Genomic DNA, 24,247 nt, shown 5'->3' with positions numbered 1-24,247 from the left:
GCTCCTTCACTTCGTTCGCGGCGCGCCGCGTCAGCGCCCGAGGGCGCCGGCGTGCGCGTCACGAGATGATGCTCGGGTCCGGCAGACGCCGCGCGATTTCGGCGATCAGCGTCTGCGCGAGCGCCTGCTTGGCCGCCCGCGGCAGCGGCGTGCGGCCGGCGGCTTCGAACAGCACGACTTCGTTCTCGTCCTGGCCGAAGGTCAGCGGGCCGAGGTTGCCGATCAGGAGCGGCACGTTCTTGCGCGCGCGCTTTTCTGCGCCGTGCACCTCGAGGTCGCCGCTTTCGGCCGCGAAGCCCACGCAGTACGGAGGATTCGGCATGGCCGCGACCGACGCCAGAATGTCGGGGTTCTCGACGAAACTGAACGTCGGCATGCGGTGCTCGGCCGTCTTCTTGATCTTGTGCGCGGCAACGTGATCGACGCGCCAGTCGGCCACCGCGGCCACGCCGATGAAGACATCGGCATCGCTTGCTTCGCGCATCACGGCGTCGTACATCTGCTGCGCGGTCTGCACGTCTTCGCGCCGGACGCCCCACGGCGTGGGCAGCGCAACGGGGCCCGCGACCAGATGCACTTCGGCGCCGGCTTGCTGCGCCGCGCGCGCGAGCGCGAAGCCCATCTTGCCGCTCGAGCGGTTCGTGATGCCGCGCACCGGGTCGAGCGGCTCGAAGGTCGGTCCGGCCGTGATCAGCAGCTTGCGGCCTGCCAGCACCTTGGGCGCGAAGAACGCGACGATGGCCTCGTAAATGGCTTCCGGCTCCAGCATGCGCCCGTCGCCGACTTCGCCGCAAGCCTGCGGGCCGGAGTCGGGGCCGAGCGTTTCCACGCCGTCCGCGCGCAGTTGCGCGACGTTGCGTTGCGTAGCCGGGTTGTTCCACATCTGCCGGTTCATGGCCGGCACGACCAGCAGCGGGCAGTCGCGCGCGACGCACAGCGTGGCGAGCAGGTCGTCGGCGAAACCGTTGGCGAGTTTGGCGATGAAGTCGGTGGAGGCGGGCGCGATGACGATGGCGTCCGCTTCGCGCGAGAGGTCGATGTGCGCCATGTTGTTGGGCACGCGGCCGTCCCACTGGCTCGTGTAGACGGGGCGGCCCGAGAGCGCCTGCATCGTGACCGGCGTGATGAACTGGGTGGCCGCCTCGGTCATCACGACCTGCACGTTCGCGCCGGCCTTGGTCAGGAGGCGCGTGAGCTCGGCGATCTTGTAGCAGGCGATGCCGCCTGTCATGCCGAGCACGAGGTGGCGGCCGGCCAGCTCGCCTTCGGTTGCAGCGGAGGTGTTCAAATCAAGTCTCCAGTCTCGGGCTGGCGCGCTCAATGCGACTTGCGCACGCGCCGCAATTCGTCGAACACCAGCAAGATGGCGCCCACGGTGATCGCGCTGTCGGCAACGTTGAACGCCGGCCAGTGCGACGAGCCCAGATGGAAGTCGAGGAAGTCGATCACATGGCCGTACATCAGGCGGTCGATCACGTTGCCGAGCGCGCCGCCGAGTATCAGCGCGAGCGCGGTGCAAAAGAGGCGTTGCCCCGCGTGGCGCTTGAGCAGGTAGCCGATCACGATGGCCGCGACCACGCCGAGCGCCGTGAATGCCCAGCGCTGCCAGCCGCCCGCCGCCGCAAGGAAGCTGAACGCGGCGCCCTTGTTGTAGACCAGCACGAGGTTGAAGAACGGCGTGACCACGCGGCCTTCGCCATAGCTGAACATCCGCGAGATGGCGATCTTCGTGAGCTGGTCGGCGAGGATCACGATCACCGCGATGCCGAGCCACGGCGCAAGCATGCCGCGCGCGCCGCTCGACTTCGACTGTTTCGGCAGGGTCGTTTTGGCCATTATGCCGCGCTCCGCGCTTCGCCGTTGCCGAACAGATTGGCCACGCAGCGCCCGCACAGGCCCGGGTGCCCGGCGTTCGCGCCGACGTCCTCGCGGTAGTGCCAGCAGCGCTCGCACTTGAGGTACTTCGAGGTGACGACTTCGACGCCTTCGTCGGCTTCGCTCTCGACCTTCACGACTTCGGCCGCCGAGGTGATCAGCACGAACTTGAGGTCTTCGCCCAGCGAGGTGAGTGCATCGTAACGCGCGCCGCTCGCCAGAATGCGCACCTCGGCCTGCAGCGACGAGCCGATCTGGTTCGCCACGCGCGCCTCTTCGAGCGCCTTCGTCACGTTGCCGCGCACTTCGCGCAGGAGCGTCCACTTGGCGATCAGCTCAGGCGCCTCTCCGATATCCGGGAACGCGTGGAACGTCTCGGTGAAGATGGTCGTGCTTTGCGGCTGGAACACCTTCCATGCTTCCTCGGCCGTGAACGAGAGGAACGGCGCGAGGATGCGCAGGAGGCTGTGCGTGATGTGGTGCAGCGCGGTCTGCGCGGCGCGGCGCGCGGCCGAATCGGGCGCGCTGGTGTACAGGCGGTCCTTGAGCACGTCCAGATAGAAGCCGCCCATGTCTTCCGAGCAGAACGTCTGCAGCTTTGCCACGACCGGGTGGAACTCGTAGCGGTCGTAGTGCGCGAGCACGTCGTTTTGCAGCGTGTGCGTGAGCGCCACGGCGTAACGGTCGATTTCGAGCCACTGGTCGGCGGGTAGCGCATGCGTTTCGAAGTCGAAGTCCGACAGGTTCGAGAGCAGGAAGCGCAGCGTGTTGCGGATGCGGCGATAGCCTTCCGTCACGCGCTTGAGAATCTCTTCGGAGATCGCCAGCTCGCCCGAATAGTCGGTCGAGGCAATCCACAGGCGGATGATTTCTGCGCCCAGGCGGTTCGCGACCTCATGCGGGTCGACGCCGTTGCCGAGCGACTTCGACATCTTGCGGCCTTCGCCGTCGACCGTGAAGCCGTGTGTGAGCAGCGCGTTGTAAGGCGGGCGGCCATCGAGCATCGAAGCCGTGAGCAGCGACGAGTGGAACCAGCCGCGGTGCTGATCCGAGCCTTCGAGATACAGGTCGGCCGGGAACTGGAGCTCGTCCTTGTGCGAGCCGCGCAGCACGTGCCAGTGCGTCGTGCCTGAGTCGAACCACACGTCGAGCGTGTCGCGGTTCTTTTCGTACATATTGGCGTCGTCGCCGATCAGCTCGCGCGCGTCGAGCGTCTGCCAGGCTTCGATGCCTTCCTTCTCCACGCGCTTCGCGACTTCCTCGAGCAGCTCCAGCGTGCGCGGATGCAGCTCGCCGGTTTCCTTGTGCACGAAGAACGCCATCGGCACGCCCCATTGGCGCTGGCGCGAGAGCGTCCAGTCGGGGCGGTTCGCGATCATCGAGTAGAGGCGCTGCTTGCCCCACGACGGGTAGAACGCGGTCGCCTCGATGCCTTCGAGCGCAGTCTCGCGCAGGGTCTTGCCGCCGTCCTTCGGGGTGACGTCCATGCCCGCGAACCACTGCGAGGTGGCGCGGTAGATGATGGGCGTCTTGTGGCGCCAGCAGTGCATGTAGCTGTGCACGTACTTCTCGCTGCGCAGCAGGGTGCCGGCGGCGTCGAGCGCGTCGACGATCTTCGGGTTCGCGGCCCAGATGGTGAGCCCGCCGAACAGCGGCAGCGATTCGATATAGCGGCCATCGCCCATCACCGGGCTGATGATGTCCGAGTCGGCCATGTTGTGCGCCTTGCACGACACGAAGTCTTCCACGCCATAAGCGGGCGCCGAGTGCACGATGCCCGTGCCGGTGTCGGTCGTGACGTAATCGCCGAGATAGATCGGCGAAGTGCGCTTGTAGCCCGGATGCGCCGAAGCGAGCGGGTGGTTGAATCGCAGGAGCGAGAGCTTCTCGCCCTTCGTCGTGGCGACGATCTTGCCGGTCAGGCCGAAGTCCTTCATGCAGGCTTCGACGCGCTCGACAGCCAGGATCAGCAGGCCGCGCTCGGTGTCGACGAGCGCGTAGTCGATCTCCGGATGCACGTTGAGCGCCTGGTTCGACGGAATGGTCCACGGCGTGGTGGTCCAGATCACGATGCCGCCTTCCTCGCGCGGCAGGGCCGCGAGGCCGAACGCGGCTGCCGTCTGCTCGGGTTGCGCGAACGGGAACAGCACGTCGATGGTCGGATCGGTCTTGTCCTTGTACTCGACCTCGGCCTCGGCGAGGGCCGAGCCGCAGTCGAAGCACCAGTTCACGGGCTTCAGGCCCCGGAACACGTAGCCTTTCTCGATGATCTTCGCGAGCGCACGGATCTCGTTCGCCTCGTTCACGAAGTTCATGGTCTTGTACGGGTTGTCCCAGTCGCCGAGGACGCCCAGGCGCTTGAAGCCGGCCTTCTGCGTCTCGATCTGGCCGGCCGCGTACTCGCGCGCCTTCTTCATCACTTCCTGGGCCGGCAGCGACTTGCCGAACTGCTTTTCGATCTGGATTTCGATCGGCATGCCGTGGCAGTCCCAGCCCGGCACGTAGACGGCGTCGTAGCCGGCGAGATTACGCGCCTTGACGATCATGTCCTTGAGGATCTTGTTGACCGCGTGGCCCAGGTGGATGTCGCCGTTCGCATACGGCGGACCGTCGTGCAGGATGAACTTCTTGCGGCCCTTCGAGGCCTCGCGGATCTGCTTGTAGATGCCTTTTTCTTCCCACTCCTTGACCCATTGCGGCTCGCGCTTGGGCAGGTCGCCGCGCATGGGGAACGGGGTGTCCAGAAGATTGACGGGGTACTTCGATTCGGACTTCTGCGCGGCTTTGCCGGAGGATGCTTTCTTGTCGCTCATGGTGAGATCACGTGGAATTCGGGGGATGCCTGGCGTCAGCATTGCGGCGGTGCCGCGCAACTGTCGCCTTGGACGCCGCTTACCGCCGAGGCGGCGGCGCCGTGGGGCGGAGCGGCCCGCGCGCGCCGCGGTCTTGCCTTGCTGGACGAGACGCGCGCGCGGGCCACGGCTTACCTAATTCGGTCGGTGGCCGAGGTGGCGAAGCCGGTGGAGCGGCTGCCGGCCACGCCGGCGCCCGCGGCGGCGAACCACGCGCGGGTGTTCGCCACGTCGCGCGCAATCGCGGCGGTGAGCGTTTCGAGGTCGGCGAACTTCTCCTCGTCGCGCAGCTTCTTGAGGAACTCGACGCGCACGAGCTTGCCGTAGGCGTCGCCATGCCAGTCGAGCAGATGCACTTCGAGCAGCACGCGGCCCGTGTCGTCGACGGTCGGGCGCACGCCGAGGCTCGCGACGCCAGGCAGCGGCTCGTCGGCGATGCCGTGCACCTGCACGACGAAGATGCCCTTGAGCGCCGGGCGCTTATGGCCGATCGGCAGGTTCAGCGTGGGAAAGCCGAGATCGCGGCCGAGCTTCAGGCCGTGCGTGACGTGCCCGCTGATCGCGTAGCCACAGCCGAGCGACGCGCGTGCGGCGTCCAGGTCGCCCGCCGCGAGCTGGGCGCGCACGGCGGAGCTGGAGATGCGCACGCCCGAGGGGTCGGCCACGGTGGCCATCTGCTCGACTTCGAAGCCGTGCTGCGCGCCGGCGGCCTGGAGCGAGGCGAAGTCGCCCGCGCGCTTCGCGCCGTAGCGGAAGTCGTCGCCGATCATCATCCAGCGCGCGTGCAGGCCGCCGACGATGATGCGCTCAACGAACGTCTCGGGCGACTGGCTCGCGAATGTGTGGTTGAAATGCTCGACCACGACGCGGTCCACGCCGTTCTCGCGCAGCGCTTCGAGCTTGTCGCGCAGCATGGCAATGCGCGGCGGGGCGCCGGCCGGATTGAAGAACTCGCGCGGATGCGGCTCGAAGGTCATCACGCAGACGGGCAGGCCGCGCGCGTTGGCGGCCTCGCGCACGCGCGCAAGCAACGCTTGATGTCCGCGGTGGACACCGTCGAAGTTGCCGATGGTAAGCGCGCAGGGCGCGCGACTTTCAGCGTTGGGAAGACCGCGGAAGACTCTCACGATAGCGGAACCTGGAGGAACCCGAGGGAACCTGGAAAAGTGCGCGCGGGCCATGCGCGCCGATCAATACCGGTGATGCGGCCATGGCCGCGACTAAACAGGAGATTATAAACGCACGGGGCGACGATCGCCGCCGCGCGAGCGTCGGATGCCCGCCCCGATGATAAAATCCGCGGATGAAAAATCTCGTCATCCTGATTTCCGGGCGGGGCAGCAACATGGAGGCTATCGTGCGCGCGTGCGAAAACGAAGCCTGGCCGGCGCGCATCGCCGCCGTGGTTGCCAACCGCCCCGACGCCGCGGGCCTTGCGTTCGCCGCCTCGCACGGCATTGCCACGGCGGTCGTCGACCACCGCCAGTACCCCGAGCGCGCCTCGTTCGACACGGCGCTCGCTCAGGTCATCGACAGCCACGCGCCGGACCTCGTCGTGCTCGCGGGCTTCATGCGCGTGCTCACCGAGGGCTTCGTGCAGCGTTATTCGGGTCGCATGCTCAATATTCATCCCTCGCTGCTGCCGAGCTTTCCGGGCTTGAAGACGCACGAGAAGGCGATTGACGCGGGCTGCCGCGTGCATGGCGCCACGGTCCATTTCGTCACGCCCACGCTCGACCATGGTCCGATCGTGATGCAGTCGGCCGTGCCGGTGCGCACGGGCGACGACGCCGCGGCGCTCGCCGCGCGCGTGCTCAAGACCGAGCACGTGATTTATCCGCGTGCGGTGCGCTGGTTCGTCGAAGGGCGCCTCGCGCTCGATGGCGAGCGCGTGACGCTCACGCCGCCCGAGGCGCAATGGCTCTTCCTTGACGAGACCAGCGTGGAAGAAAACGCAAAAACAGGCGCACAAGCCGTAAAAGCAGGCGCACCAACACACGCCGGGGAGGGCGCATGAGATTGCATGGTTTCCTGATCGGACAGACCGAGACGTTGCTGGCCGACGTGCTCAAGTTCACGGGTCCCGCTGATGCCGTGACGAGCCGCTTCTTTCGCGAGCACCCGAAGCTCGGCCATGCCGAGCGCGGCGTGATCGCCGAGGCGGTGTTCGCCGTGCTGCGCCGGCGCATGGAGTTCGCGCATCTGGCAGAGAGCGGCACCGGCAGCCCGACGCGGCGCCTTGCGCTGCTCGGCCTGATGGCGACGGCCGGGCGCTCGGCGATTCGCCCGTTCGTGTCCGACGCCGAGGCAAGCTGGCTCGAGCACGTCGCGAAGATCGACCCGGCGAGCCTGCCGCAGCGCGTGCAGCTCAATTTGCCCGAGTGGATCATGAAAGCGCTGGAAACGCGCTTTGACCCGGCCGAGCTCGCGCAACTGGCAGCCGCGCTGAATTATCCGGCGCCGCTCGATCTGCGCGCGAACCCCATCAAGGCGAACCGCGACGAGCTGCTGCGCGCGCTGGCCGCGGCCGGCATCGAGGCCGGCGAGACGCCGTTCGCGCCGTTCGGCGTGCGCGTGACGGGCAAGCCCGCGCTGGCGAAGCTCGACGCGTTCAAGGAAGGCTGGTTCGAGGTGCAGGACGAGGGCAGCCAGCTGCTGTGCTCGCTCGTGGCGCCCCGCCGTGGCGAGATGGTGGTGGACTTCTGCGCGGGTGCGGGTGGCAAGACGCTCGCGCTGGGCGCGATGATGCGCTCGACGGGCCGCCTCTATGCGTTCGACATTTCCGAACGGCGCCTCGCGAAGCTCAAGCCGCGCCTCGCGCGCAGCGGCTTGTCGAACGTGAATCCGGTGTTGATCGACAGCGAGCACGACGCCAAGATCAAGCGCCTCATCGGCAAGATCGACCGCGTGCTCGTGGATGCACCGTGCTCGGGTCTCGGCACCCTGCGCCGCAATCCTGACCTCAAGTGGCGCCAGTCGCCGGAGTCGATCGCCGAGCTCGCGCCCAAGCAGCTTTCGATTCTCACGAGCGCGGCGCGGCTGCTCAAGCGCGGCGGCCGCCTCGTCTATGCGACCTGCAGCATTCTCGAAGCCGAGAACGAAGCGGTCGTGAAGCAGTTCCTGGAAGCCCATCCCGACTTCGTGCTGGTAAGCGCGCGTGACGTGCTCGCGGACCAGCGCGTGGGCCTCGACACCGGCGAATATCTCTCGATGTGGCCGCACCGCCATGCGACGGACGGTTTCTTTGCGGCCGTGCTGGAGCGCCGCGGCGAAGCGCAGCCGAAGACGAAGCAGGCCGGCGCCGCCACGACGCCGGACGAGGCTGCCGCCGTGACCGAAGCCGCCGACGCTATTGCGAAGGCGCAGCAGTCGGAGGCCGACGAGCCGGACGCGGCGCTGAAGTAAGCGAACGGTTAGAGACAGATCGCGCGGGGCCGTCCGGTGGAGCTGGACGGCCCCGCGTCATTTCAGGCTCTTTTTGCGGCTTTCCTTGAGCGGCATGCATGGCGACGCGCAGCGCCGAGCGGTTACTTTTCAGCGCCTCTTTTGCACAATGTTGCACCGCATGAACAGCAGCCTTTCGTCACTGATCAATCGCGCCGCCTCGCTCTTCGTGCTGCCGCAAACGCGCTGGCAACTCCTGATCCTTGCTGGCTTGCTCGTGGTTGCCTGGACGCTTGCCTTGCTGGCGCGGCGGTTTTTCCAGCGGCGGGCGCCAGGGCAGCGAGACGGGCGGCACTTTGGAAGTGGAAAGCCTTTACCGGGCCATTTTCTGGCTGTGCGCTGCCGCGCTGATCGTGCCGGTCCGACAGCTCGCGCGGCCCTTCATGTCGACGGCGCTGCTCGATCTCGCACTGGTTCCCGTGGTCGGTATCGGCCTGATCTATCTGGCTTTCTTTCTCCTGCGACGGGTGTTGGGGCGCGACCGGCGCACGCGCAGGCTGCTCGTGGTGAGCGAAGGCATCACAACCATCGTCGTGTGGGTCGGCGTGGTGTTGCGCGTGCTGGGCCTCGACGACGACGTCCTGCGCTGGTCATCCAACGTGCGGATCGCGGCCGGCCAGACGCATTTCACGTTGCTGGCAGTCGCGCAGGCCATGCTCTCGGTGGGCGTGATGCTCGTTCTGGCGCTGTGGATCGGGATTGCCTTCGAGGACCGCATCATGCGCTCGCCGAAGCTCGACGCGAATCTGAAGGTTTTTTCGGTTCGCGTGGGGGCGCGGGGCATTCGTACTGACGGCGATCCGGAATGAGCCTGTCGATGGTCGGCATCGACCTGACCGTGCTGGGCGTATTCAGCGGGGCGCTCGGCGTGGGTCTTGGCTTCGGATTGCAGAAAATCGCCAGCAACTATGTATCGGGCTTTATTGTGCTGGCGGACCGGTCGTTGCGTATCGGCGACACCATCAGTGTGGGTGGAATTCAGGGCCGGGTCACGCAGATCCGCCGCCGTTACACGGTCGTGCGCAGCCTCGACGGCATCGAGACGCGGATCCCCAACGAAAAGCTGATTACCGACGTGGTGCAGAATCACTCGTCTTATTTGACTTGGGGCTATGCGAAATTGTCCGTTCGGGAGGCGTACACATCGAACCTGGAACTGGCGCTGCAATTGCTCGCCCTTGCCGGGCAAGGCGTCAAACGAGTCTGCGCCGATCCGGTGCCGACGGCCGCTCTGGTCGAGTTCGGAAGCGACGGGGCGTTGCTGGAACTGGCGTTCTGGATCGAGGATGCGGCGATCGGTACGACCGGCGTGCGTTCGGACGTGAACCGCAACGTGTGGCGGCTATTCGGTGAGCACGGGATCGCCGTTCCGCCGGCGCAGCGCGATGTGCGCCTTGTCCATCGGCCGATGCCCGCGCCGGGTAACGTCGCCCTGGCCACTTGAGGTTACTTGCGGCAACTTAAGGCAACTTAAGGCCAGGTTAAGGCGCAGCTGCGATCCTGTGGCTACCAGACGCGGCGGCAAACGATGAAATGGGGTTCGAAGGCTAGGGAAAGTCTCGGACAGGTGTGACAAACAGCCTCAAATGTGTGTCCGTCAATTGACGTCGCGGCCATTTGGGAAAAAAATCTCTATTTGTTACAAACACTTGGAATGGTTCTAGTAGAATGCCGTCCAACCCCTCCTGGCCGCTTTCATTTTCTTGACATCGGCGCGGGCCTGAAAGGCCGGTGCGCTTCGTTTCACGGGTAAAAACCTTGTTGAATTCCCTGCTTGATTTCCTTGCCCACGGGATGCTGCATTTCTCGTGGTGGCAGATCCTGCTGTTCGTGGCTGTGGTCACCCACATCACGATCATTGGCGTGACGGTGTATCTGCACCGCTGCCAGGCGCACCGCGCGCTCGACCTGCACCCCATTGCCAGCCACTTCTTCCGTTTCTGGCTGTGGATGACCACGGGCATGCTTACGGGGCAGTGGGCGGCCATCCATCGCAAGCACCACGCCAAGTGCGAGACCGAAGAGGATCCGCACAGCCCGCAAACGCGCGGCCTCTGGAAGGTGCTGCTCGAAGGCGCCGAACTCTATCGCGCCGAAGCGAAAAACGAAGAAACGCTGCGGCGCTTCAGCCACGGCACGCCCAACGACTGGATGGAGCGCAACGTCTACACGCGCTTCCCGATCCTCGGCGTGAGCATCATGATGGTGATCGACGTTGCGCTGTTCGGCGTGGTCGGTCTTACGGTGTGGGCCGTGCAGATGGCCTGGATCCCGTTCTGGGCCGCCGGCGTCGTGAACGGCCTTGGCCACTTCTGGGGCTATCGCAACTTCAATTCGTCGGATGCGAGCACGAACCTGCTGCCGATCGGCATCATCATCGGCGGCGAGGAACTGCATAACAACCACCACACCTTTGCGACCTCCGCGAAGCTCTCGAACAAGTGGTACGAGTTCGACATCGGCTGGATGTACATCCGCATGATGCAGGCAGTCGGTCTTGCCAAGGTCAAGAAGGTCGCGCCCATGCCGCGCCTCACCAAGGGCAAGCTCGTGGCCGACCACGAGACGCTCCAGGCCGTGCTTTCGAACCGCTATGAAGTGATGGCGCGTTACGCGAAGGCCGTGAAGCTGGCGTATCGCCAGGAGCTCGCGCACCTGAAGGAAGTGGGCGAACGCGAGAAGTACAAGCTCATGCGCGGCGCGCGCAACTGGTTCGACAAGGAGGAGTCCAGCCTGAACGAACCGCAGAAGCGTCAATTGCCGCAGATCTTCGCGAATAGCCAGAAGCTGCGCACGTACATCGAACTGCGCAACGAACTCTCGGCCATTTGGGAGCGCTCGAGCGCCTCGCGCGAGCAACTGCTGACGCAGCTCCAGGATTGGTGCCACCGCGCCGAGCAAAGCGGTATCAAGGCGCTTCAGGAGTTTGCGTCGCGTCTGCGCCGCTACGCCTGATTTTTCGCTGGTTTTTTCGGCCACTGCGTCCTGCGTGAGTCTCGAAAAAATCCATTAGAATTCAGGTACGTCACAAAACCCCGCGCTGGCGGGGTTTTTCTTTTGGGGCTGCGGAAAAAAGCCGGTGTCTTGCACCGGCCTGGGACTGCAGCGATCGGCAGGACCGTAACATGTGCATGGGGCCGGAGTAAGCGCTTTGCTCCCACTCTGGCCGACAGAGGAGATCATGAGTCAGGCAATCAGGAAGGTCGAGTACGACCGGCCGCAGGGTGCCGTCTGCGGCGTCGGGCAGGCGTGGGCGAAGGTGCCCGACGCACCCGGCGCAGCGGAGCGCGTTGCATTGAAGGAGCGCATTCGCGCATTGCTCAAGCGCGAAAAAGCGGTGCTCGTCGCGCACTATTATGTCGATCCTGAATTGCAGGAGCTGGCGGATGAAACGGGCGGCTGCGTAGCCGATTCGCTCGAGATGGCGCGTTTCGGCCGCGATCACGAGGCGCAGACACTCGTGGTGGCGGGCGTGCGCTTCATGGGAGAGACCGCGAAGATTCTGAGTCCCAACAAGCGCATCCTGATGCCGGACCTCGACGCGACTTGCTCGCTCGACCTCGGCTGCCCCGTCGATGAATTTTCCGCGTTCTGCGACGCGCATCCCGATCGCACCGTGGTGGTCTATGCAAACACCAGCGCGGCTGTGAAGGCTCGCGCGGACTGGATGGTGACTTCCTCGATCGGCCTGGAGATCGTCGCTCATCTGCACGCGAAGGGCGAGAAGATCCTTTGGGCCCCTGATCGCCATCTGGGCAACTACATCCAGAAGAAGACCGGCGCCGACATGCTGCTGTGGCAGGGCTCGTGTCTCGTGCACGACGAATTCAAGGGCATTGAGCTCGATTTGCTGCGCGCCGAATATCCCGATGCCAAGGTGCTCGTGCACCCCGAATCGCCTGAGGCGGTTGTTGCGCTGGCGGACGTGGTCGGCTCGACCACGCAATTGATCGACGCTGCGGTGAAGCTCGATGCGCAGCGTTTCATCGTCGCGACCGATCTCGGCATCCTGCACAAGATGCGGCTCGCGGCGCCGGGCAAGATCTTCATCGAGGCGCCCACGGCCGGCAACAGCGCGACCTGCAAGAGCTGCGCGCATTGCCCGTGGATGGCCATGAACGGTCTCTCGAATCTCGCCGACGTGCTCGAGCGCGGCCACAACGAGATTTTCGTGGATGCTGCGATTGGCGAGCGGGCGCGCCTGCCGATCGACCGCATGCTCGCGTTCGCCGCCGAACACAAGCGCCGCGTGCAGGCGAGCGGCGACCTCGCGCGCGATACCGCACTGTTCTCGCAGGTGGGGGCGGCGTGACGACGAATTTGAAGGGAGGCGCGCGCGAATTGCGCGCAGCGGACGCCGTCGCGCCCGTGCTCGACGAAGTCCGCGCGCAGTACGGCGCGGCGTTCGACGCCGCGATCGCGCGAAATGTGGCGGATGCGCTCGAGGAAGACGTCGGCCCGGTCGACCAGACGGGCCGTCTCGTGCCCGCGGACGAAGTGCGCGATGCGCGCATCATCGTGCGCGAGGACGCGGTGCTGTGCGGCGTGCTGTGGTTCGATGGCGTGGTGAAGCGCGTCGACCCGCGCATCGAGGTGCGCTGGCACTATCGCGAGGGCGAGCGCATGACGGCGGATAGCATTGTCTGCTCGTTGCGCGGCCCGGCGCGTGAGCTTCTCACGGCCGAGCGCAACGCGTTGAATTTCCTGCAACTGCTCTCGGGCGTGGCGACCGTGACCCACCGCTACGTCGACATGATCGCGCACACGCAAACGCGCATCCTCGACACGCGCAAGACGCTGCCGGGCCTGCGCCTCGCGCAGAAGTACGCGGTGCGCGTGGGCGGCGGCGTGAACCAGCGCCTCGCGCTTTACGATGGCATTCTGATCAAGGAAAACCATATCGCGGCGGCCGGCGGTGTCGGCGCGGCGATGGACGCGGCGATCGCCCTGAATGCCGGCGTGCCGATCCAGATCGAAGTCGAGACGCTCGAACAGCTCGATGCGGCGCTCGCGCATGGCGCAAAGTCGGTGCTGCTCGACAACTTCTCGTTCGAGATGATGCGCGAGGCGGTCACGTGCACGGCAGGGCGCGCGGTGCTCGAAGTCTCGGGCGGCGTGAACTTCGATACGGTGCGCACGATTGCGGAGACGGGCGTGGATCGCGTCTCGATCGGCGCATTGACCAAGGACGTGCGGGCCACGGACTATTCGATGCGTATCGTCTGAGCGCGCTGCGTTCCACCAGTGCGGAACGAAAAAGGCCGCCTCGCGAGAGGCGGCCTTTTTGCTGGGCCGAAGGCTCTGTCGAGCCTTCGCTGCTTTACGACACGGTGCGATTGCGCACGCGCTCCGGCGAGAGTACGGTCGGCAGCGCCTTGGGCAGCGTGCCCGGCCAGTCGCGGCTGTAGTGCAGGCCGCGGCTCTCGCGGCGCGAGCGCGCGCTTTCGACGATCAGCGACGCCACGTCGACCAGATTGCGCAACTCCAGCAGATCCCGCGTCACGCGGAAGTTCGCGTAGTACTCGAGGATCTCGTCGCGCAGGAGGGCGATGCGGTGCTGCGCGCGCTCGAGGCGCTTGTCGGTGCGCACGATGCCCACGTAGTTCCACATAAGGCGGCGCAGCTCGTCCCAGTTGTGAGCAACCACGACTTCCTCGTCGGAATCGGAGACGCGGCTTTCGTCCCAGTCGGGCAGCGGGGCGTGCGCGCCCGCGCTGAAGCCTTCGGCTTCGATCGCCTCGGCAGCCGAACGGCCGATCACGAGGCATTCGAGCAGCGAGTTGCTGGCGAGCCGGTTGGCGCCGTGCAGGCCCGTGTACGAGGTCTCGCCAACCGCATAGAGCCCTGCGAGGTCGGTGCGCCCGGCCAGGTCGGTGACGACGCCGCCGCAGGTGTAGTGCGCAGCGGGCACGACCGGGATGGGCTCTTTGGCGATGTCGATGCCGAACTCGCGGCAGCGGGCGAGGATCGTCGGAAAGTGCTCTTCGAGGAACGCCTGCGGCTGATGGCTGATATCCAGATGCACGCAGTCGATGCCGTGTTTCTTGATCTCGAAGTCGATCGCGCGCGCGACGATATCGCGCGGCGCGAGCTCCGCGCGCGCGTCGTGCGCGGGCATGAAGCGCGTGCCGTCGGGCAGGCGCAGCACGCCGCCTTCGCCGCGCACGGCCTCGGAAATCAGGAAGGACTTGGCGTGCGGGTGGAACAGGCAAGTGGGGTGGAACTGGATGAACTCCATGTTCGCGACCCGGCAACCCGCGCGCCACGCCATGGCGATGCCGTCCCCGGTGGCCGTGTCGGGGTTGGTCGTGTAGAGGTAAACCTTGCCCGCGCCGCCCGTGGCCAGCACCGTATGCGGCGCCTGGATCGTCACCGTGCGGTCGTTCTGCAGATCGAGCGCGTAGAGTCCGTGGCAGCGGCGGCCCGGCAGGCCGAGGCGATCGGACGTGATGACGTCGATCGCCTGGTGATCTTCGAGGATCGTGATGTTCGGGTGCTGGCGGGCGCGTTCGAGCAGCGTTTGCACGACGGCATGGCCGGTGGCATCGGCGGCGTGAATGATGCGCCGGTGGCTATGGCCACCTTCGCGCGTAAGATGGAAGCCGAGTTCGGCGGCGGCGTCCTTGGTGAACGGCACCTCCTGGCCAATCAGCCACTCGATGGCCTCGCGGCCATGCTCGACGATATAGCGCGTGGCGGCTTCCTCGCACAGACCGCCGCCGGCGACGAGCGTGTCGTCGACGTGGTTTTCCACGCTGTCGGCCGAGTCGAGCACTGCGGCGATGCCGCCCTGCGCGCGGTCGCTTGCGCCCTCGGTCATGGCGCGCTTGGCGATCAATACCACGCGGCGCGAATCCGCGAGGTTCAGCGCAACACTTAGTCCCGCCAGTCCGCTGCCGACGATCGCTACATCGAAATTCATGGTCCTGCCTCTCCGTCTCTCGTGTTCTGCTCTGTCTGGTACCGCCCGAAGCCGCGCGGGAGCCGACTTTTGAAGATGGCGCGCCCGTGGGCGGCCGGTAAAGCGGGAAGCATACTCCGATAGGGGAGCGGACGAAAAGCACACATGTGGCGCAAAAAGAAAAACCCCGCCGGAAGGCGGGGTTTTCTGTCTTCGTCAGGCTCGAAACCCGATCAATTACTTGATCTTGGTTTCCTTGTACTCGACGTGCTTGCGAACAACCGGGTCGAACTTCTTGATCGACATTTTTTCCGGCATGTTGCGCTTGTTCTTGGTGGTCGTGTAGAAGTGACCCGTACCTGCGGTCGACTCGAGCTTGATCTTGTCGCGGATGCCCTTGGCCATGATTTACTCCTTACAGTTCGCCGCGTGCGCGCAGGTCTGCGAGCACGGAGTCGATGCCGTTCTTGTCGATCAGGCGCAGGCCTGCGTTCGAGATGCGCAGACGCACCCAACGGTTTTCGCTTTCAACCCAGAAACGGCGGTTTTGCAGATTCGGGAGGAAACGGCGCTTGGTTTTGTTGTTTGCGTGGGAAACGTTGTTGCCGCTCATCGGCGCTTTCCCAGTGACTTGGCATACACGTGCCATGAGTGCACTCCTACGGAAATTCTGAGTTCGAGAGCCGCTTAAGTTTCCCAGGCGAGAAATGGCCGGAATAAGAGCGCGCTCACGTATGGATGAGAGACAACCTCGAACCCAGGCCGTATTTCCCCTGGAATGCCGCGACGGGCTTCGGAACAGGGTTGGAAATAGGCAAACCAGAATTCTAGCAGGAAAACGCCTGGAAAATCAAACGCGATTTGCAAATGCTGCTGCGGCGTCGCTTAACACCGGCTCCGGAAATGATTGGGATGCCGCTGGGTCAATCGAGGCCGTGCTGTGCAAACGAAAACGTTTCCTGCGTGCCGATGATCAAATGGTCCACGAGCTGCACTTCCACGAGTGCGAGGGTTTCGCGCAGCACCCGCGTGAGGCGCCGGTCGCTGGCGCTCGGCTGCACCGCGCCCGACGGATGATTATGCGCGACGATCAGGCTTGCCGCATTGAGCATCAAGGCGCGCCGCACGATCTCGCGCGGGTACACCGCCATGCGGGTGAGCGAGCCGCGCGTGCTTTCTTCAGTGCGGATCAGCCGGTGCCGTGCGTCGAGAAATAGGCACACGAACACTTCGTAGCCTCGCCCGCCGATCAGCAGGCGCAGATAGTCTTCTACCGCGCCCGGTGAATCGATCAACGGCTTGTCTTCCAGTTGCTCGGCGAGCGCGCGGCGGGCAAGTTCGAGCACCGCCACGAGCTTCGAGGCCTTGGCCGGCCCGATGCCGTGCAAGCCTTCAAATTCCTCGCGCTGCGCGTCGAGCATGGCGCGCAGCGATCCGAAATGCACCAGCAACGATCTGGCCACGTCGAACACATTGTGACCTCGCAGACCCGAGCCAAGCACGAGCGCGACCAGTTCGAGGTCGGAGAGCGCGGCCGGGCCCGATTCGCGCAGGCGCTCGCGCGGCATTGCGCGGCGCTGAGCCGCAGTGTGCTCGCTGCCCGTGACCAAAGCGGCCGGCGCGCCGCCGGCGCCGGAAGCGGCCCTGTCGCGCCAAAGCGGCTTGTTGCAGGCGATTTCGAACATGGGATCTCCTCGCGCCGGGCGGCGCTTGCGCCCGCCGCCCGGCAATCATGTGGCTTACAATACGGGTTTTCCGACCGCAGGAAGGCGGCCGGACCGGCCCCTCGAGGGCGCCTTCCGCACGCACGCGTGGCGCTCGCGACCAGACGAAAATGAGTACCGCATGAGCATCATCGACATCTCCGAGGTGAAACCCGGTTCCCACGTCACGCTGAACTACCGGCTTTCGCTTGCCGATGGCACCGAGATCGTCAATACGTTTGCCGATCGCCCCGCCACGCTGCTGCTGGGCGTCGGGCAGCTTTCGCCGCCCCTGGAGAACATTCTGATCGGTCTGAAAGTGGGGCACCACTCCACCTTTCAGCTAGAACCCGGCGTTGCTTTCGGTCAGCGCAATCCCGATCTGATCCAGCGCATCTCGCTCAAGACGCTGCGCGACAACGCGGTGATCGGCGAGTCGTTCAACCCCGGCGACCTCGTCGAGTTCAACGCCCCCGACGGCGGCCGCTACGCCGGCGTGCTCAAGGAGGTGAACGACAGCTCCGCGCTGTTCGATTTCAACCATCCGCTCGCTGGCCAGGCGGTTGCGTTCGAAGTGCAAATCATCGGAATCCTCTAAAGCCCATGACCACGGACACGTCCCAACTCGCCGACGCAGAAATTCTGCTCGCCCAGCCGCGCGGGTTTTGCGCCGGCGTCGACCGCGCCATCGAGATCGTCGAGCGGGCCATTCAACTGCACGGCGCACCCATTTATGTGCGCCACGAGATCGTCCATAACGCCTACGTGGTCGAAGACCTGCGCAAGAAGGGGGCGATCTTCATCGAGCAGCTCGACGAAGTGCCGCCGGGCAACACCGTCATCTTCAGCGCCCACGGCGTGTCCAAGGCTGTGCGCGCCGATGCCGAGGCGCGCGGTTTGCGCGTCTACGACGCCACTTGCCCGCTCGTGACCAAGGTGCACGTCGAAGTGGCGAAGATGCGCGAGGAAGGCCTCGACATTGTGATGATCGGCCACAAGGGACATCCGGAAGTCGAAGGCACCATGGGCCAGGTGGGCGAGGGCATGTATCTGGTCGAGGATATCGCCGACGTGGACGCGCTCACCCTGCGCGATCCGCAGCGCGTGGCGTTCGTCACGCAGACCACGCTCTCCGTTGACGATGCCGCCGATATCATCGCCGCGCTCAAGCAGCGCTTTCCCGATATTCGCGAGCCCAAGAAGCAGGACATCTGCTACGCCACGCAGAACCGCCAGGACGCGGTCAAGTTCATGGCGCCGCAGTGCGACGTCGTGATCGTGGTGGGTAGCCCGAACAGTTCCAATTCGAACCGTCTGCGCGAAGTTGCGGAAAAGCGCGGCATTCCCGCCTATATGGTGGATGCGCCGGACCAGATCGATCCTCGCTGGCTCGAAGGCAAGCGCCGCATCGGCCTGACCGCGGGTGCATCGGCGCCCGAGGCGCTCGCGCAGCAGATCATCGAGCGTTTGCGCGAACTGGGCGTGAGCAATGTTCGCGCGCTCGAGGGCATCGAAGAAAGCATTGCATTTCCGCTGCCGCGGGGTCTCGGGCAGTCCGCCTGATATCGGGCCTCGACTCCGGCTTCAGAAGAAAGCGCACCGACGGTGCGCTTTTTTTTATTGTTGCTGAAATCATTAAATAGGGCGGCATCGTGCGAAATGTGAGGTAAACCGCCTTGTTTCAGCCTGGTCGTATTAGTGTTTTCGCTAGAGGGCAGGGTTCAATTCAATGGTATGACCCCATTTTTTGAGAGGTTGAGACAGTCCTGATGCCCTGTGCACCGATTTGGTGTGGAATCCCAGCATCTACTTAAATCCGCAAAACGATGTGAGCAAGGCCCGCCCGGTAAGGCATCGCGCCAAGGCGAAACAACACTTGATGCATACGTGGGAGATTTTGGTGCAACTGATGCACTGAAATATGGCGCAACCATGGGTGCAACCTCCGTCGCCTTCTTATTTCAAAAAGAGGTTGCAATGCAGGAAAACCCTGTCGGTTCAACAATATTGCCTGCCGCATAATTGGCGTTACAATGCGCGCGTTCTGGGGGGAATGTCCTTGTGAGGCCCTCCAGGCAAGCATTTCGGAAGGCGCAGGAGACCTGATTAATGCAAGTCGAGTTTGCTTTTGCCGCGCCTTCGGCGGCTGCGGTTGCAACGCACCAGACGTGGTTCGTCCGCAGTGTCGAAGCGGGCACGAGCGCAATCTCGATCATTGCGCCCAAGCAGGGAGTCATGATGTGCAACGTATGCAAGGCTGGCCGCAAGGTCCGCGGCGCAGGCGTTGCTGCGAATGTGACAGGCAGTTGTTGAACCCGACGGCACCGAACCATCCGACGGTGCCGTTTTTGCATCCGCTTCCGGCGAGCCTGCCGCTGCAACACAGCAGCAAAGCGAACTGGGTGTGGCCAACCTTTACCGGTCTTTTACTTCAGTACCCGAGAGTGTCGTTGCGGTTCCGTAAAACATCGCCCACCGGCCGATGACGAGCGCGAATCCGGTCGCACGGGCAAAGGAGCATTAAATGGATATTTTCATCCAGCAGATCCTGAACGGGCTGGTGCTTGGCAGCATCTACGCCATCATCGCGCTGGGCTATACGATGGTGTACGGGATTCTGGGCATCATCAACTTCGCGCACGGCGACGTGCTCATGGTCGGCGCCATGGTCGCACTCTCCGCGATCAACGTGCTGCAGAACCACTTCCCGGGCCTCGGGCACATCCCCACGCTGATCATTGCGCTCGCGATCGCCGCGGTGGTTTGCGCGTTCGTCGGGTACACCATCGAAAAAGTCGCGTACCGGCCGTTGCGCCGCGCGCCGCGTCTCGCTCCGCTGATCACCGCGATCGGCGTGTCGATTCTGCTGCAGACGCTCGCGATGATGATCTGGTCGCGCAACCCGCTGGCCTTCCCGCAGCTGATCTCTACCGATCCGATCAATGTGATCAAGGCCACCGACACGACCGTCGGCGCCGTGATCTCGCCGACCGAGATCGTGATCATCGTCGTCGCGTTCCTCGTGATGGCGGGCCTGCTACTGCTCGTGCACAAGACCAAGCTCGGCCGCGCGATGCGCGCCATCGCCGAAAATCCCGGCGTCGCGAGCCTGATGGGCGTGAATCCGAACTTCGTGATTTCGGCCACCTTCATGATCGGCTCGGCGCTTGCTGCGCTGGCTGGCGTGATGATCGCGTCCGAATACGGCAACGCCCACTTCTATATGGGCTTCATCCCGGGCATGAAGGCGTTCACCGCGGCGGTGCTGGGCGGTATCGGCAACCTGGGCGGCGCGATGGTGGGCGGCGTGCTGCTGGGCCTCATCGAGCAGCTTGGCGCCGGCTACATCGGCAGCCTTACGGGCGGCGTGTTCGGCAGTAACTATCAGGACGTGTTCGCGTTCATCGTGCTGATCGTCGTGCTCGTGTTCCGTCCGTCGGGGCTGTTGGGCGAACGTGTCGCGGACCGTGCATAAAGAGGGGAACACAACATGACATCCATTCAACCGATCGAGCCGTCGACGACGCTCATCCCCGAAAAGAACACCGCAAAAACGCTCACGGTGGGCATCGTGACCGCCATCGTCGTGGCCTCGCTTCCGTTCGTGGTGGGCGCCGCGGGCGGCAACTACTGGGTCCGCGTGCTGGACTTCGCGATGCTGTATGTGATGCTCGCGCTGGGCCTCAATGTGGTGGTGGGCTTCGCCGGCCTGCTCGACCTGGGCTACATTGCGTTCTACGCGGTGGGCGCCTATACCGCTGCACTGCTCACCTCGCCGCACCTCACGACCCAGTTCGCGTGGATCGCCGGCATGTTCCCGGGCGGCCTGCATACGCCGTACTGGATCGTCGTGCCGGCGGCCATGGGGCTCGCTGCGCTCGCCGGCGTCCTGCTCGGCGCACCGACACTGCGTCTGCGCGGCGACTACCTCGCGATCGTGACCCTCGGCTTCGGGGAAATCGTCCGCATCTTCATGAACAACCTCGACCGGCCGGTGAATATCACCAACGGGCCGCAGGGCATCACGGGCGTGGCGCCGCTGCACGTGGCGGGCATGGATCTGTCGCAGCCGCATACGGTGTTCGGCTTCACGTTCACGTCGGTGTACTGCTACTACTACGTGTTCGTGCTCTGCGCGCTGCTTGTGATCTGGGTGTGCACCCGACTGCAGCACTCGCGCATCGGCCGCGCATGGGCCGCGATCCGCGAAGACGAAATCGCCGCCAAGGCCATGGGCATCAACACCCGTAACGTGAAGCTGCTGGCGTTCGCGATGGGCGCGTCGTTCGGCGGCCTCTCGGGTGCGATGTTCGGCGCGTTCCAGGGCTTCGTCTCGCCGGAATCGTTCACGTTCTGGGAATCGGTCGTGGTGCTCGCCTGCGTGGTGCTGGGCGGCATGGGCCACATTCCGGGCGTGATTCTCGGCGCGGTGCTGCTCGCCATCTTCCCCGAGTTCCTGCGCTCGACCATGGGCCCGCTGCAGCACGCGCTGTTCGGTCATGAAATCGTCGATACCGAAGTCATTCGTCAACTGCTCTACGGCCTCGCGATGGTCGTCATCATGCTCTACCGCTCGGAAGGCTTGTGGCCTGCCGCGAAGCACGAAGACAAGATCGCGAAGATCGCAAAACGTACGAGCAAGAAGCCGGTGCGCGCGTAAGGGGAGACACATAATATGAGCAACAATCAGATTCGCTTGTCCGTGAAGGGCGTGAACAAACGCTTCGGCGGCCTGCAGGCGCTCTCCGATGTGGGCCTGCAGATCGAGGCAGGCACCATCTACGGCCTGATCGGCCCGAACGGCGCGGGCAAGACCACGTTCTTCAACGTGATCACGGGCCTCTACACGCCGGATTCGGGCGAATTCCGGCTCGACGGCGACACCTATACGCCGACCGCCGTGTACCAGGTGGCGAAGGCAGGCATCGCGCGCACGTTCCAGAACATCCGCCTGTTCGGCGGCATGACCGCGCTGGAAAACGTGATGGTGGGCCGCCACGTGCGCACGAAGCATGGCCTGCTGGGCGCCGTGTTCCAGACGCCGGCCGAGCGCAAGGAAGAGCGTGAGATCAAGGAGCGCGCGCTCGAACTGCTCGAATACGTGGGCATTGCGCAGTACGCCGACTACACCTCGCGCAATCTCTCGTACGGCCACCAGCGGCGTCTGGAAATTGCGCGCGCGCTGGCGACCGATCCGAAGCTGCTCGCGCTCGACGAGCCGGCTGCCGGCATGAACGCGACCGAGAAGGTCGAACTCACGCGCCTGCTCGACAAGATCCGCGCCGATGGCAAGACCATCCTGCTGATCGAGCACGACGTGAAACTGGTGATGGGCCTGTGCAACCGCATGACAGTGCTCGACTATGGGAAGGTGATTGCCGAGGGTCTGCCGCAAGACGTGCAGAAGAACCCGAAGGTGATCGAGGCATATCTGGGCGCGGGAGTTCACTGATGGCTACACCGGTTCTGAAAATCAAGGGCCTGCAGGTCAACTACGGCGGCATTCAGGCGGTCAAGGGCGTGGACATGGAGGTCCAGCAGGGCGAGCTCGTCACGCTGATCGGCGCGAACGGCGCGGGCAAGACCACCACCATGAAGGCGATCACGGGCCTGAAGCCATACTCGGCGGGCGACATCGAATACATGGGCCAGTCGATCAAGGGCGTGCCGGCGCACGAGCTTCTGAAGCGAGGTCTGGCGATGGTGCCGGAAGGTCGAGGCATCTTCGCGCGCATGTCGATCGTCGAGAACATGCAGATGGGCGCATACCTGCGCAACGACAAGGACGGCATCCAGAAGGACGTCGACCGCATGTTCGGGTTCTTCCCGCGCCTGAAGGAGCGCGCGTCGCAACTCGCGGGCACGCTCTCGGGCGGCGAACAGCAGATGCTGGCGATGGCGCGCGCGATCATCAGCAAGCCGAAGCTTCTGTTGCTCGACGAGCCGTCGATGGGTCTGTCGCCGATCATGGTGGAGAAGATCTTCGAGGTGGTGCGCACGATCTCGGGCGAGGGCATCACGGTGCTGCTGGTGGAGCAGAACGCGCGGCTCGCGCTGCAGGCGGCGAACCGCGGTTACGTGATGGACTCGGGACTCGTGACGATGGAAGGCGACGCGAAGCAGATGCTCGACGATCCGAAGGTGCGCGCGGCGTATCTGGGCGAGTGAGCGGGTGAGCGACGCAAGGCGGTCTGCATGACCGCCAGAAGCACGAAAGCCGCATGGACGTGAAGTCCATGCGGCTTTTTTCATGATGCGGCGCATCGCGCGCAGCGATGTTACGCGCTTACAGCGAGTCAAGCACCGTGCGCAGCATCGCCATCATCTGGTCGATCTCTTCGTTCGTCACGTTGAGCGCGGGCATGAAGCGCAGCAGATTCGGCCGCGCCGCGTTGAGCAGCAGGCCGTCCGGTTGCATGAGGCGCGCCTTCTCGACGATTTCCGGACCGATGTCCTTGCCGAGCAGCAGCGCGCGCAGCAGACCTTCGCCGCGCTCGCCCTGGAAGCCGCGCTCCTCCGACAGTTCGAGCAGCTTCTCGCGCAGATACTGGCCACGCGCGCGCACGCCTTCGAGAAAGCCCGGTGCGACCAGTTGCGAGATCACCGAATAGCCTACGGCCGTCATCAGCGGATTGCCGTTGTACGTGCCGCCCTGGTCGCCGGCCTCGAACACGGTGATTTCTTTCTTCGCGAGCAGCGCCGCGAGCGGCACGCCGCCGCCGATGCCCTTGCCGAGCGTCATGATGTCCGGCTCGATGCCCGAGAGTTCGTAGGCGAACAGGGTGCCCGCGCGGCCGCAGCCGCTTTGCACTTCATCGACGATCAAGAGAATGCCGTGCTTCTTCGTGAGCGCACGCAGCGCCTGCATGAATTCGCGCGTGGCGGGAATTACGCCGCCTTCGCCCTGGATCGGCTCGAGCATCACGGCGACGGTCTTGCCCGTGATGAGCTTTTCGACCGAGGCGATGTCGTTGAGATCGGCCTTCGGGAAGCCCGGCACCTGCGGTGCGTAGATGGTGTCCCAGCCCGGCTTGCCGCTTGCCGACATCGTCGCGAGCGTGCGGCCGTGGAAGCTGTGGTCGAAGGTGATGATCTCGTAGGCGCCGTCGCGATACTTCTTGCCCCACTTGCGCGCGAGCTTGATCGCGCCTTCGTTGGCTTCCGCGCCGCTGTTGGCGAAGAACACCTTGTCATAGCAGCTGTGCTCGGTGAGGAGGCCGGCGAGCTTCGCCATCGGCTCGTTATAGAACGCCGGCGACGGGTTGATGAGCAGGCGCGCCTGTTTCTCCACGGCCTCGATCATGCCTTCGTTGCAGTGTCCGAGGCTGTTCACGGCCCAGCCCTGGATGAAGTCCAGATATCGCTTGCCTTCGTTGTCGTACAGCCACGACCCCTTGCCATGCGTGAAAACGATTTCGGGCCGGTTGGTGATGTACATCAGCGACTCGATCGGGTACTCGGAAAAATTCATG

21 protein-coding genes and 1 pseudogene are annotated in these 24,247 nt (G+C 64.6%); 13 read left to right on the top strand and 9 right to left on the bottom strand.

Annotated elements, in window-relative coordinates; all coding sequences use genetic code 11:
* Window positions 1–58: 58 nt before the first annotated feature.
* From coaBC to P5W98_RS11190, 4 genes are all read right to left on the bottom strand, one after another.
* A complete protein-coding gene (gene coaBC, locus P5W98_RS11205; protein ID WP_434662566.1) occupies window positions 59–1,231 on the bottom strand; it encodes a bifunctional phosphopantothenoylcysteine decarboxylase/phosphopantothenate--cysteine ligase CoaBC in 1,173 nt (390 codons plus the stop codon).
* Between the two features lie 86 nt (window positions 1,232–1,317).
* Complete coding sequence (gene lspA / locus P5W98_RS11200; RefSeq protein WP_421024588.1) at window positions 1,318–1,836, bottom strand: signal peptidase II; 519 nt, start codon at window positions 1,834–1,836, stop codon at window positions 1,318–1,320.
* Window positions 1,836–4,688, bottom strand: coding sequence for an isoleucine--tRNA ligase (ileS, locus tag P5W98_RS11195; RefSeq protein ID WP_421024587.1), 2,853 nt, complete (start codon window positions 4,686–4,688; stop codon window positions 1,836–1,838). Before ileS ends, lspA begins: the two co-directional genes overlap by 1 nt.
* A 170-nt stretch (window positions 4,689–4,858) precedes the next feature.
* On the bottom strand, window positions 4,859–5,854 hold the full coding sequence (locus tag P5W98_RS11190) for a bifunctional riboflavin kinase/FAD synthetase (protein ID WP_421024586.1): 996 nt from the start codon (window positions 5,852–5,854) through the stop codon (window positions 4,859–4,861).
* A gap of 176 nt (window positions 5,855–6,030) precedes the next feature.
* Here P5W98_RS11190 and purN point away from each other — a divergent pair, with 176 nt between their 5' ends.
* From purN to nadC, 6 genes and pseudogenes are all read left to right on the top strand, one after another.
* On the top strand, window positions 6,031–6,744 hold the full coding sequence (gene purN, locus P5W98_RS11185) for a phosphoribosylglycinamide formyltransferase (protein ID WP_421024585.1): 714 nt from the start codon (window positions 6,031–6,033) through the stop codon (window positions 6,742–6,744).
* Window positions 6,741–8,132, top strand: a complete 1,392-nt coding sequence (locus P5W98_RS11180; protein WP_421024584.1) for an RsmB/NOP family class I SAM-dependent RNA methyltransferase — start codon at window positions 6,741–6,743, stop codon at window positions 8,130–8,132. The genes purN and P5W98_RS11180 overlap by 4 nt, the downstream gene beginning before the upstream one ends.
* Before the next feature lie 160 nt (window positions 8,133–8,292).
* Window positions 8,293–9,615: pseudogene (locus P5W98_RS11175) on the top strand (mechanosensitive ion channel family protein).
* Between the two features lie 314 nt (window positions 9,616–9,929).
* Window positions 9,930–11,126: a DesA family fatty acid desaturase gene (locus P5W98_RS11170; RefSeq protein WP_421024581.1), complete on the top strand. Its 1,197-nt coding sequence runs from the start codon at window positions 9,930–9,932 to the stop codon at window positions 11,124–11,126.
* A 226-nt stretch (window positions 11,127–11,352) separates the two neighbouring features.
* Window positions 11,353–12,483 carry a quinolinate synthase NadA gene (gene nadA / locus P5W98_RS11165; protein WP_421024580.1) on the top strand — a complete coding sequence of 377 codons (1,131 nt, stop codon included), beginning with the start codon at window positions 11,353–11,355 and terminating at the stop codon, window positions 12,481–12,483.
* The gene (gene nadC, locus P5W98_RS11160) at window positions 12,480–13,397 is read left to right on the top strand and encodes a carboxylating nicotinate-nucleotide diphosphorylase (RefSeq protein WP_421024579.1); all 918 of its coding nucleotides are present in this window, start codon (window positions 12,480–12,482) and stop codon (window positions 13,395–13,397) included. Before nadA ends, nadC begins: the two co-directional genes overlap by 4 nt.
* A gap of 94 nt (window positions 13,398–13,491) precedes the next feature.
* On the opposite strand, the gene nadB is transcribed toward nadC, so the two are convergent.
* From nadB to radC, 4 genes are all read right to left on the bottom strand, one after another.
* Entirely contained in the window at window positions 13,492–15,093 is a 1,602-nt protein-coding gene (gene nadB, locus P5W98_RS11155) for an L-aspartate oxidase (RefSeq protein ID WP_421024578.1), read from the bottom strand.
* A 216-nt stretch (window positions 15,094–15,309) separates the two neighbouring features.
* The gene (gene rpmG, locus P5W98_RS11150) at window positions 15,310–15,477 is read right to left on the bottom strand and encodes a 50S ribosomal protein L33 (RefSeq protein ID WP_027817504.1); all 168 of its coding nucleotides are present in this window, start codon (window positions 15,475–15,477) and stop codon (window positions 15,310–15,312) included.
* Between the two features lie 10 nt (window positions 15,478–15,487).
* On the bottom strand, window positions 15,488–15,721 hold the full coding sequence (gene rpmB / locus P5W98_RS11145; RefSeq protein ID WP_027794135.1) for a 50S ribosomal protein L28: 234 nt from the start codon (window positions 15,719–15,721) through the stop codon (window positions 15,488–15,490).
* A 274-nt stretch (window positions 15,722–15,995) separates the two neighbouring features.
* Entirely contained in the window at window positions 15,996–16,757 is a 762-nt protein-coding gene (gene radC, locus P5W98_RS11140) for a RadC family protein (protein ID WP_421024577.1), read from the bottom strand.
* Between the two features lie 160 nt (window positions 16,758–16,917).
* Between radC and P5W98_RS11135 the strand changes: the two genes are divergently transcribed.
* From P5W98_RS11135 to P5W98_RS11105, 7 genes are all read left to right on the top strand, one after another.
* Window positions 16,918–17,373: an FKBP-type peptidyl-prolyl cis-trans isomerase gene (locus tag P5W98_RS11135; protein ID WP_421024576.1), complete on the top strand. Its 456-nt coding sequence runs from the start codon at window positions 16,918–16,920 to the stop codon at window positions 17,371–17,373.
* A gap of 5 nt (window positions 17,374–17,378) precedes the next feature.
* Window positions 17,379–18,338 (top strand): 4-hydroxy-3-methylbut-2-enyl diphosphate reductase, encoded by a 960-nt coding sequence (gene ispH, locus P5W98_RS11130; RefSeq protein WP_421024575.1) that lies wholly within the window; start codon window positions 17,379–17,381, stop codon window positions 18,336–18,338.
* A gap of 228 nt (window positions 18,339–18,566) precedes the next feature.
* Window positions 18,567–18,797, top strand: a complete 231-nt coding sequence (locus tag P5W98_RS11125) for a hypothetical protein (RefSeq protein ID WP_421024574.1) — start codon at window positions 18,567–18,569, stop codon at window positions 18,795–18,797.
* A gap of 502 nt (window positions 18,798–19,299) precedes the next feature.
* On the top strand, window positions 19,300–20,250 hold the full coding sequence (locus P5W98_RS11120) for a branched-chain amino acid ABC transporter permease (protein ID WP_421024573.1): 951 nt from the start codon (window positions 19,300–19,302) through the stop codon (window positions 20,248–20,250).
* Window positions 20,251–20,265: 15 nt separating this feature from the next.
* Window positions 20,266–21,435 (top strand): ABC transporter permease subunit, encoded by a 1,170-nt coding sequence (locus P5W98_RS11115; RefSeq protein ID WP_421024572.1) that lies wholly within the window; start codon window positions 20,266–20,268, stop codon window positions 21,433–21,435.
* A gap of 15 nt (window positions 21,436–21,450) precedes the next feature.
* On the top strand, window positions 21,451–22,227 hold the full coding sequence (locus P5W98_RS11110; protein ID WP_421024571.1) for an ABC transporter ATP-binding protein: 777 nt from the start codon (window positions 21,451–21,453) through the stop codon (window positions 22,225–22,227).
* Window positions 22,227–22,943: an ABC transporter ATP-binding protein gene (locus P5W98_RS11105; RefSeq protein ID WP_421024570.1), complete on the top strand. Its 717-nt coding sequence runs from the start codon at window positions 22,227–22,229 to the stop codon at window positions 22,941–22,943. The genes P5W98_RS11110 and P5W98_RS11105 overlap by 1 nt, the downstream gene beginning before the upstream one ends.
* Before the next feature lie 118 nt (window positions 22,944–23,061).
* Here the strand turns inward: P5W98_RS11105 and P5W98_RS11100 are convergent, their stop codons facing one another.
* A complete protein-coding gene (locus P5W98_RS11100; protein ID WP_421024569.1) occupies window positions 23,062–24,246 on the bottom strand; it encodes an acetylornithine transaminase in 1,185 nt (394 codons plus the stop codon).
* Window position 24,247 lies beyond the last annotated feature (1 nt).

The sequence above is a fragment of the Paraburkholderia sp. A1BS-2L genome, from assembly GCF_051125205.1.
Classification (GTDB): Bacteria; Pseudomonadota; Gammaproteobacteria; order Burkholderiales; family Burkholderiaceae; genus Paraburkholderia.
The sequence above is the reverse complement of the archived record's forward strand: the minus strand, read 5'-3'. Positions and strand labels throughout refer to the sequence as shown.

Excerpts from the sequence above, each read along its gene's own strand:
- coaBC (WP_434662566.1), bottom strand. The coding sequence starts at position 1,231 with ATGACAGGCGGCATCGCCTGCTACAAGATCGCCGAGCTCACGCGCCTC.
- lspA (WP_421024588.1), bottom strand. The coding sequence starts at position 1,836 with ATGGCCAAAACGACCCTGCCGAAACAGTCGAAGTCGAGCGGCGCGCGC.
- ileS (WP_421024587.1), bottom strand. The coding sequence starts at position 4,688 with ATGAGCGACAAGAAAGCATCCTCCGGCAAAGCCGCGCAGAAGTCCGAA.
- purN (WP_421024585.1), top strand. The coding sequence starts at position 6,031 with ATGAAAAATCTCGTCATCCTGATTTCCGGGCGGGGCAGCAACATGGAG.
- P5W98_RS11180 (WP_421024584.1), top strand. The coding sequence starts at position 6,741 with ATGAGATTGCATGGTTTCCTGATCGGACAGACCGAGACGTTGCTGGCC.
- nadA (WP_421024580.1), top strand. The coding sequence starts at position 11,353 with ATGAGTCAGGCAATCAGGAAGGTCGAGTACGACCGGCCGCAGGGTGCC.
- nadB (WP_421024578.1), bottom strand. The coding sequence starts at position 15,093 with ATGAATTTCGATGTAGCGATCGTCGGCAGCGGACTGGCGGGACTAAGT.
- rpmG (WP_027817504.1), bottom strand. The coding sequence starts at position 15,477 with ATGGCCAAGGGCATCCGCGACAAGATCAAGCTCGAGTCGACCGCAGGT.
- rpmB (WP_027794135.1), bottom strand. The coding sequence starts at position 15,721 with ATGGCACGTGTATGCCAAGTCACTGGGAAAGCGCCGATGAGCGGCAAC.
- radC (WP_421024577.1), bottom strand. The coding sequence starts at position 16,757 with ATGTTCGAAATCGCCTGCAACAAGCCGCTTTGGCGCGACAGGGCCGCT.
- P5W98_RS11135 (WP_421024576.1), top strand. The coding sequence starts at position 16,918 with ATGAGCATCATCGACATCTCCGAGGTGAAACCCGGTTCCCACGTCACG.
- ispH (WP_421024575.1), top strand. The coding sequence starts at position 17,379 with ATGACCACGGACACGTCCCAACTCGCCGACGCAGAAATTCTGCTCGCC.
- P5W98_RS11120 (WP_421024573.1), top strand. The coding sequence starts at position 19,300 with ATGGATATTTTCATCCAGCAGATCCTGAACGGGCTGGTGCTTGGCAGC.
- P5W98_RS11115 (WP_421024572.1), top strand. The coding sequence starts at position 20,266 with ATGACATCCATTCAACCGATCGAGCCGTCGACGACGCTCATCCCCGAA.
- P5W98_RS11110 (WP_421024571.1), top strand. The coding sequence starts at position 21,451 with ATGAGCAACAATCAGATTCGCTTGTCCGTGAAGGGCGTGAACAAACGC.
- P5W98_RS11105 (WP_421024570.1), top strand. The coding sequence starts at position 22,227 with ATGGCTACACCGGTTCTGAAAATCAAGGGCCTGCAGGTCAACTACGGC.
- P5W98_RS11100 (WP_421024569.1), bottom strand. The coding sequence starts at position 24,246 with ATGAATTTTTCCGAGTACCCGATCGAGTCGCTGATGTACATCACCAAC.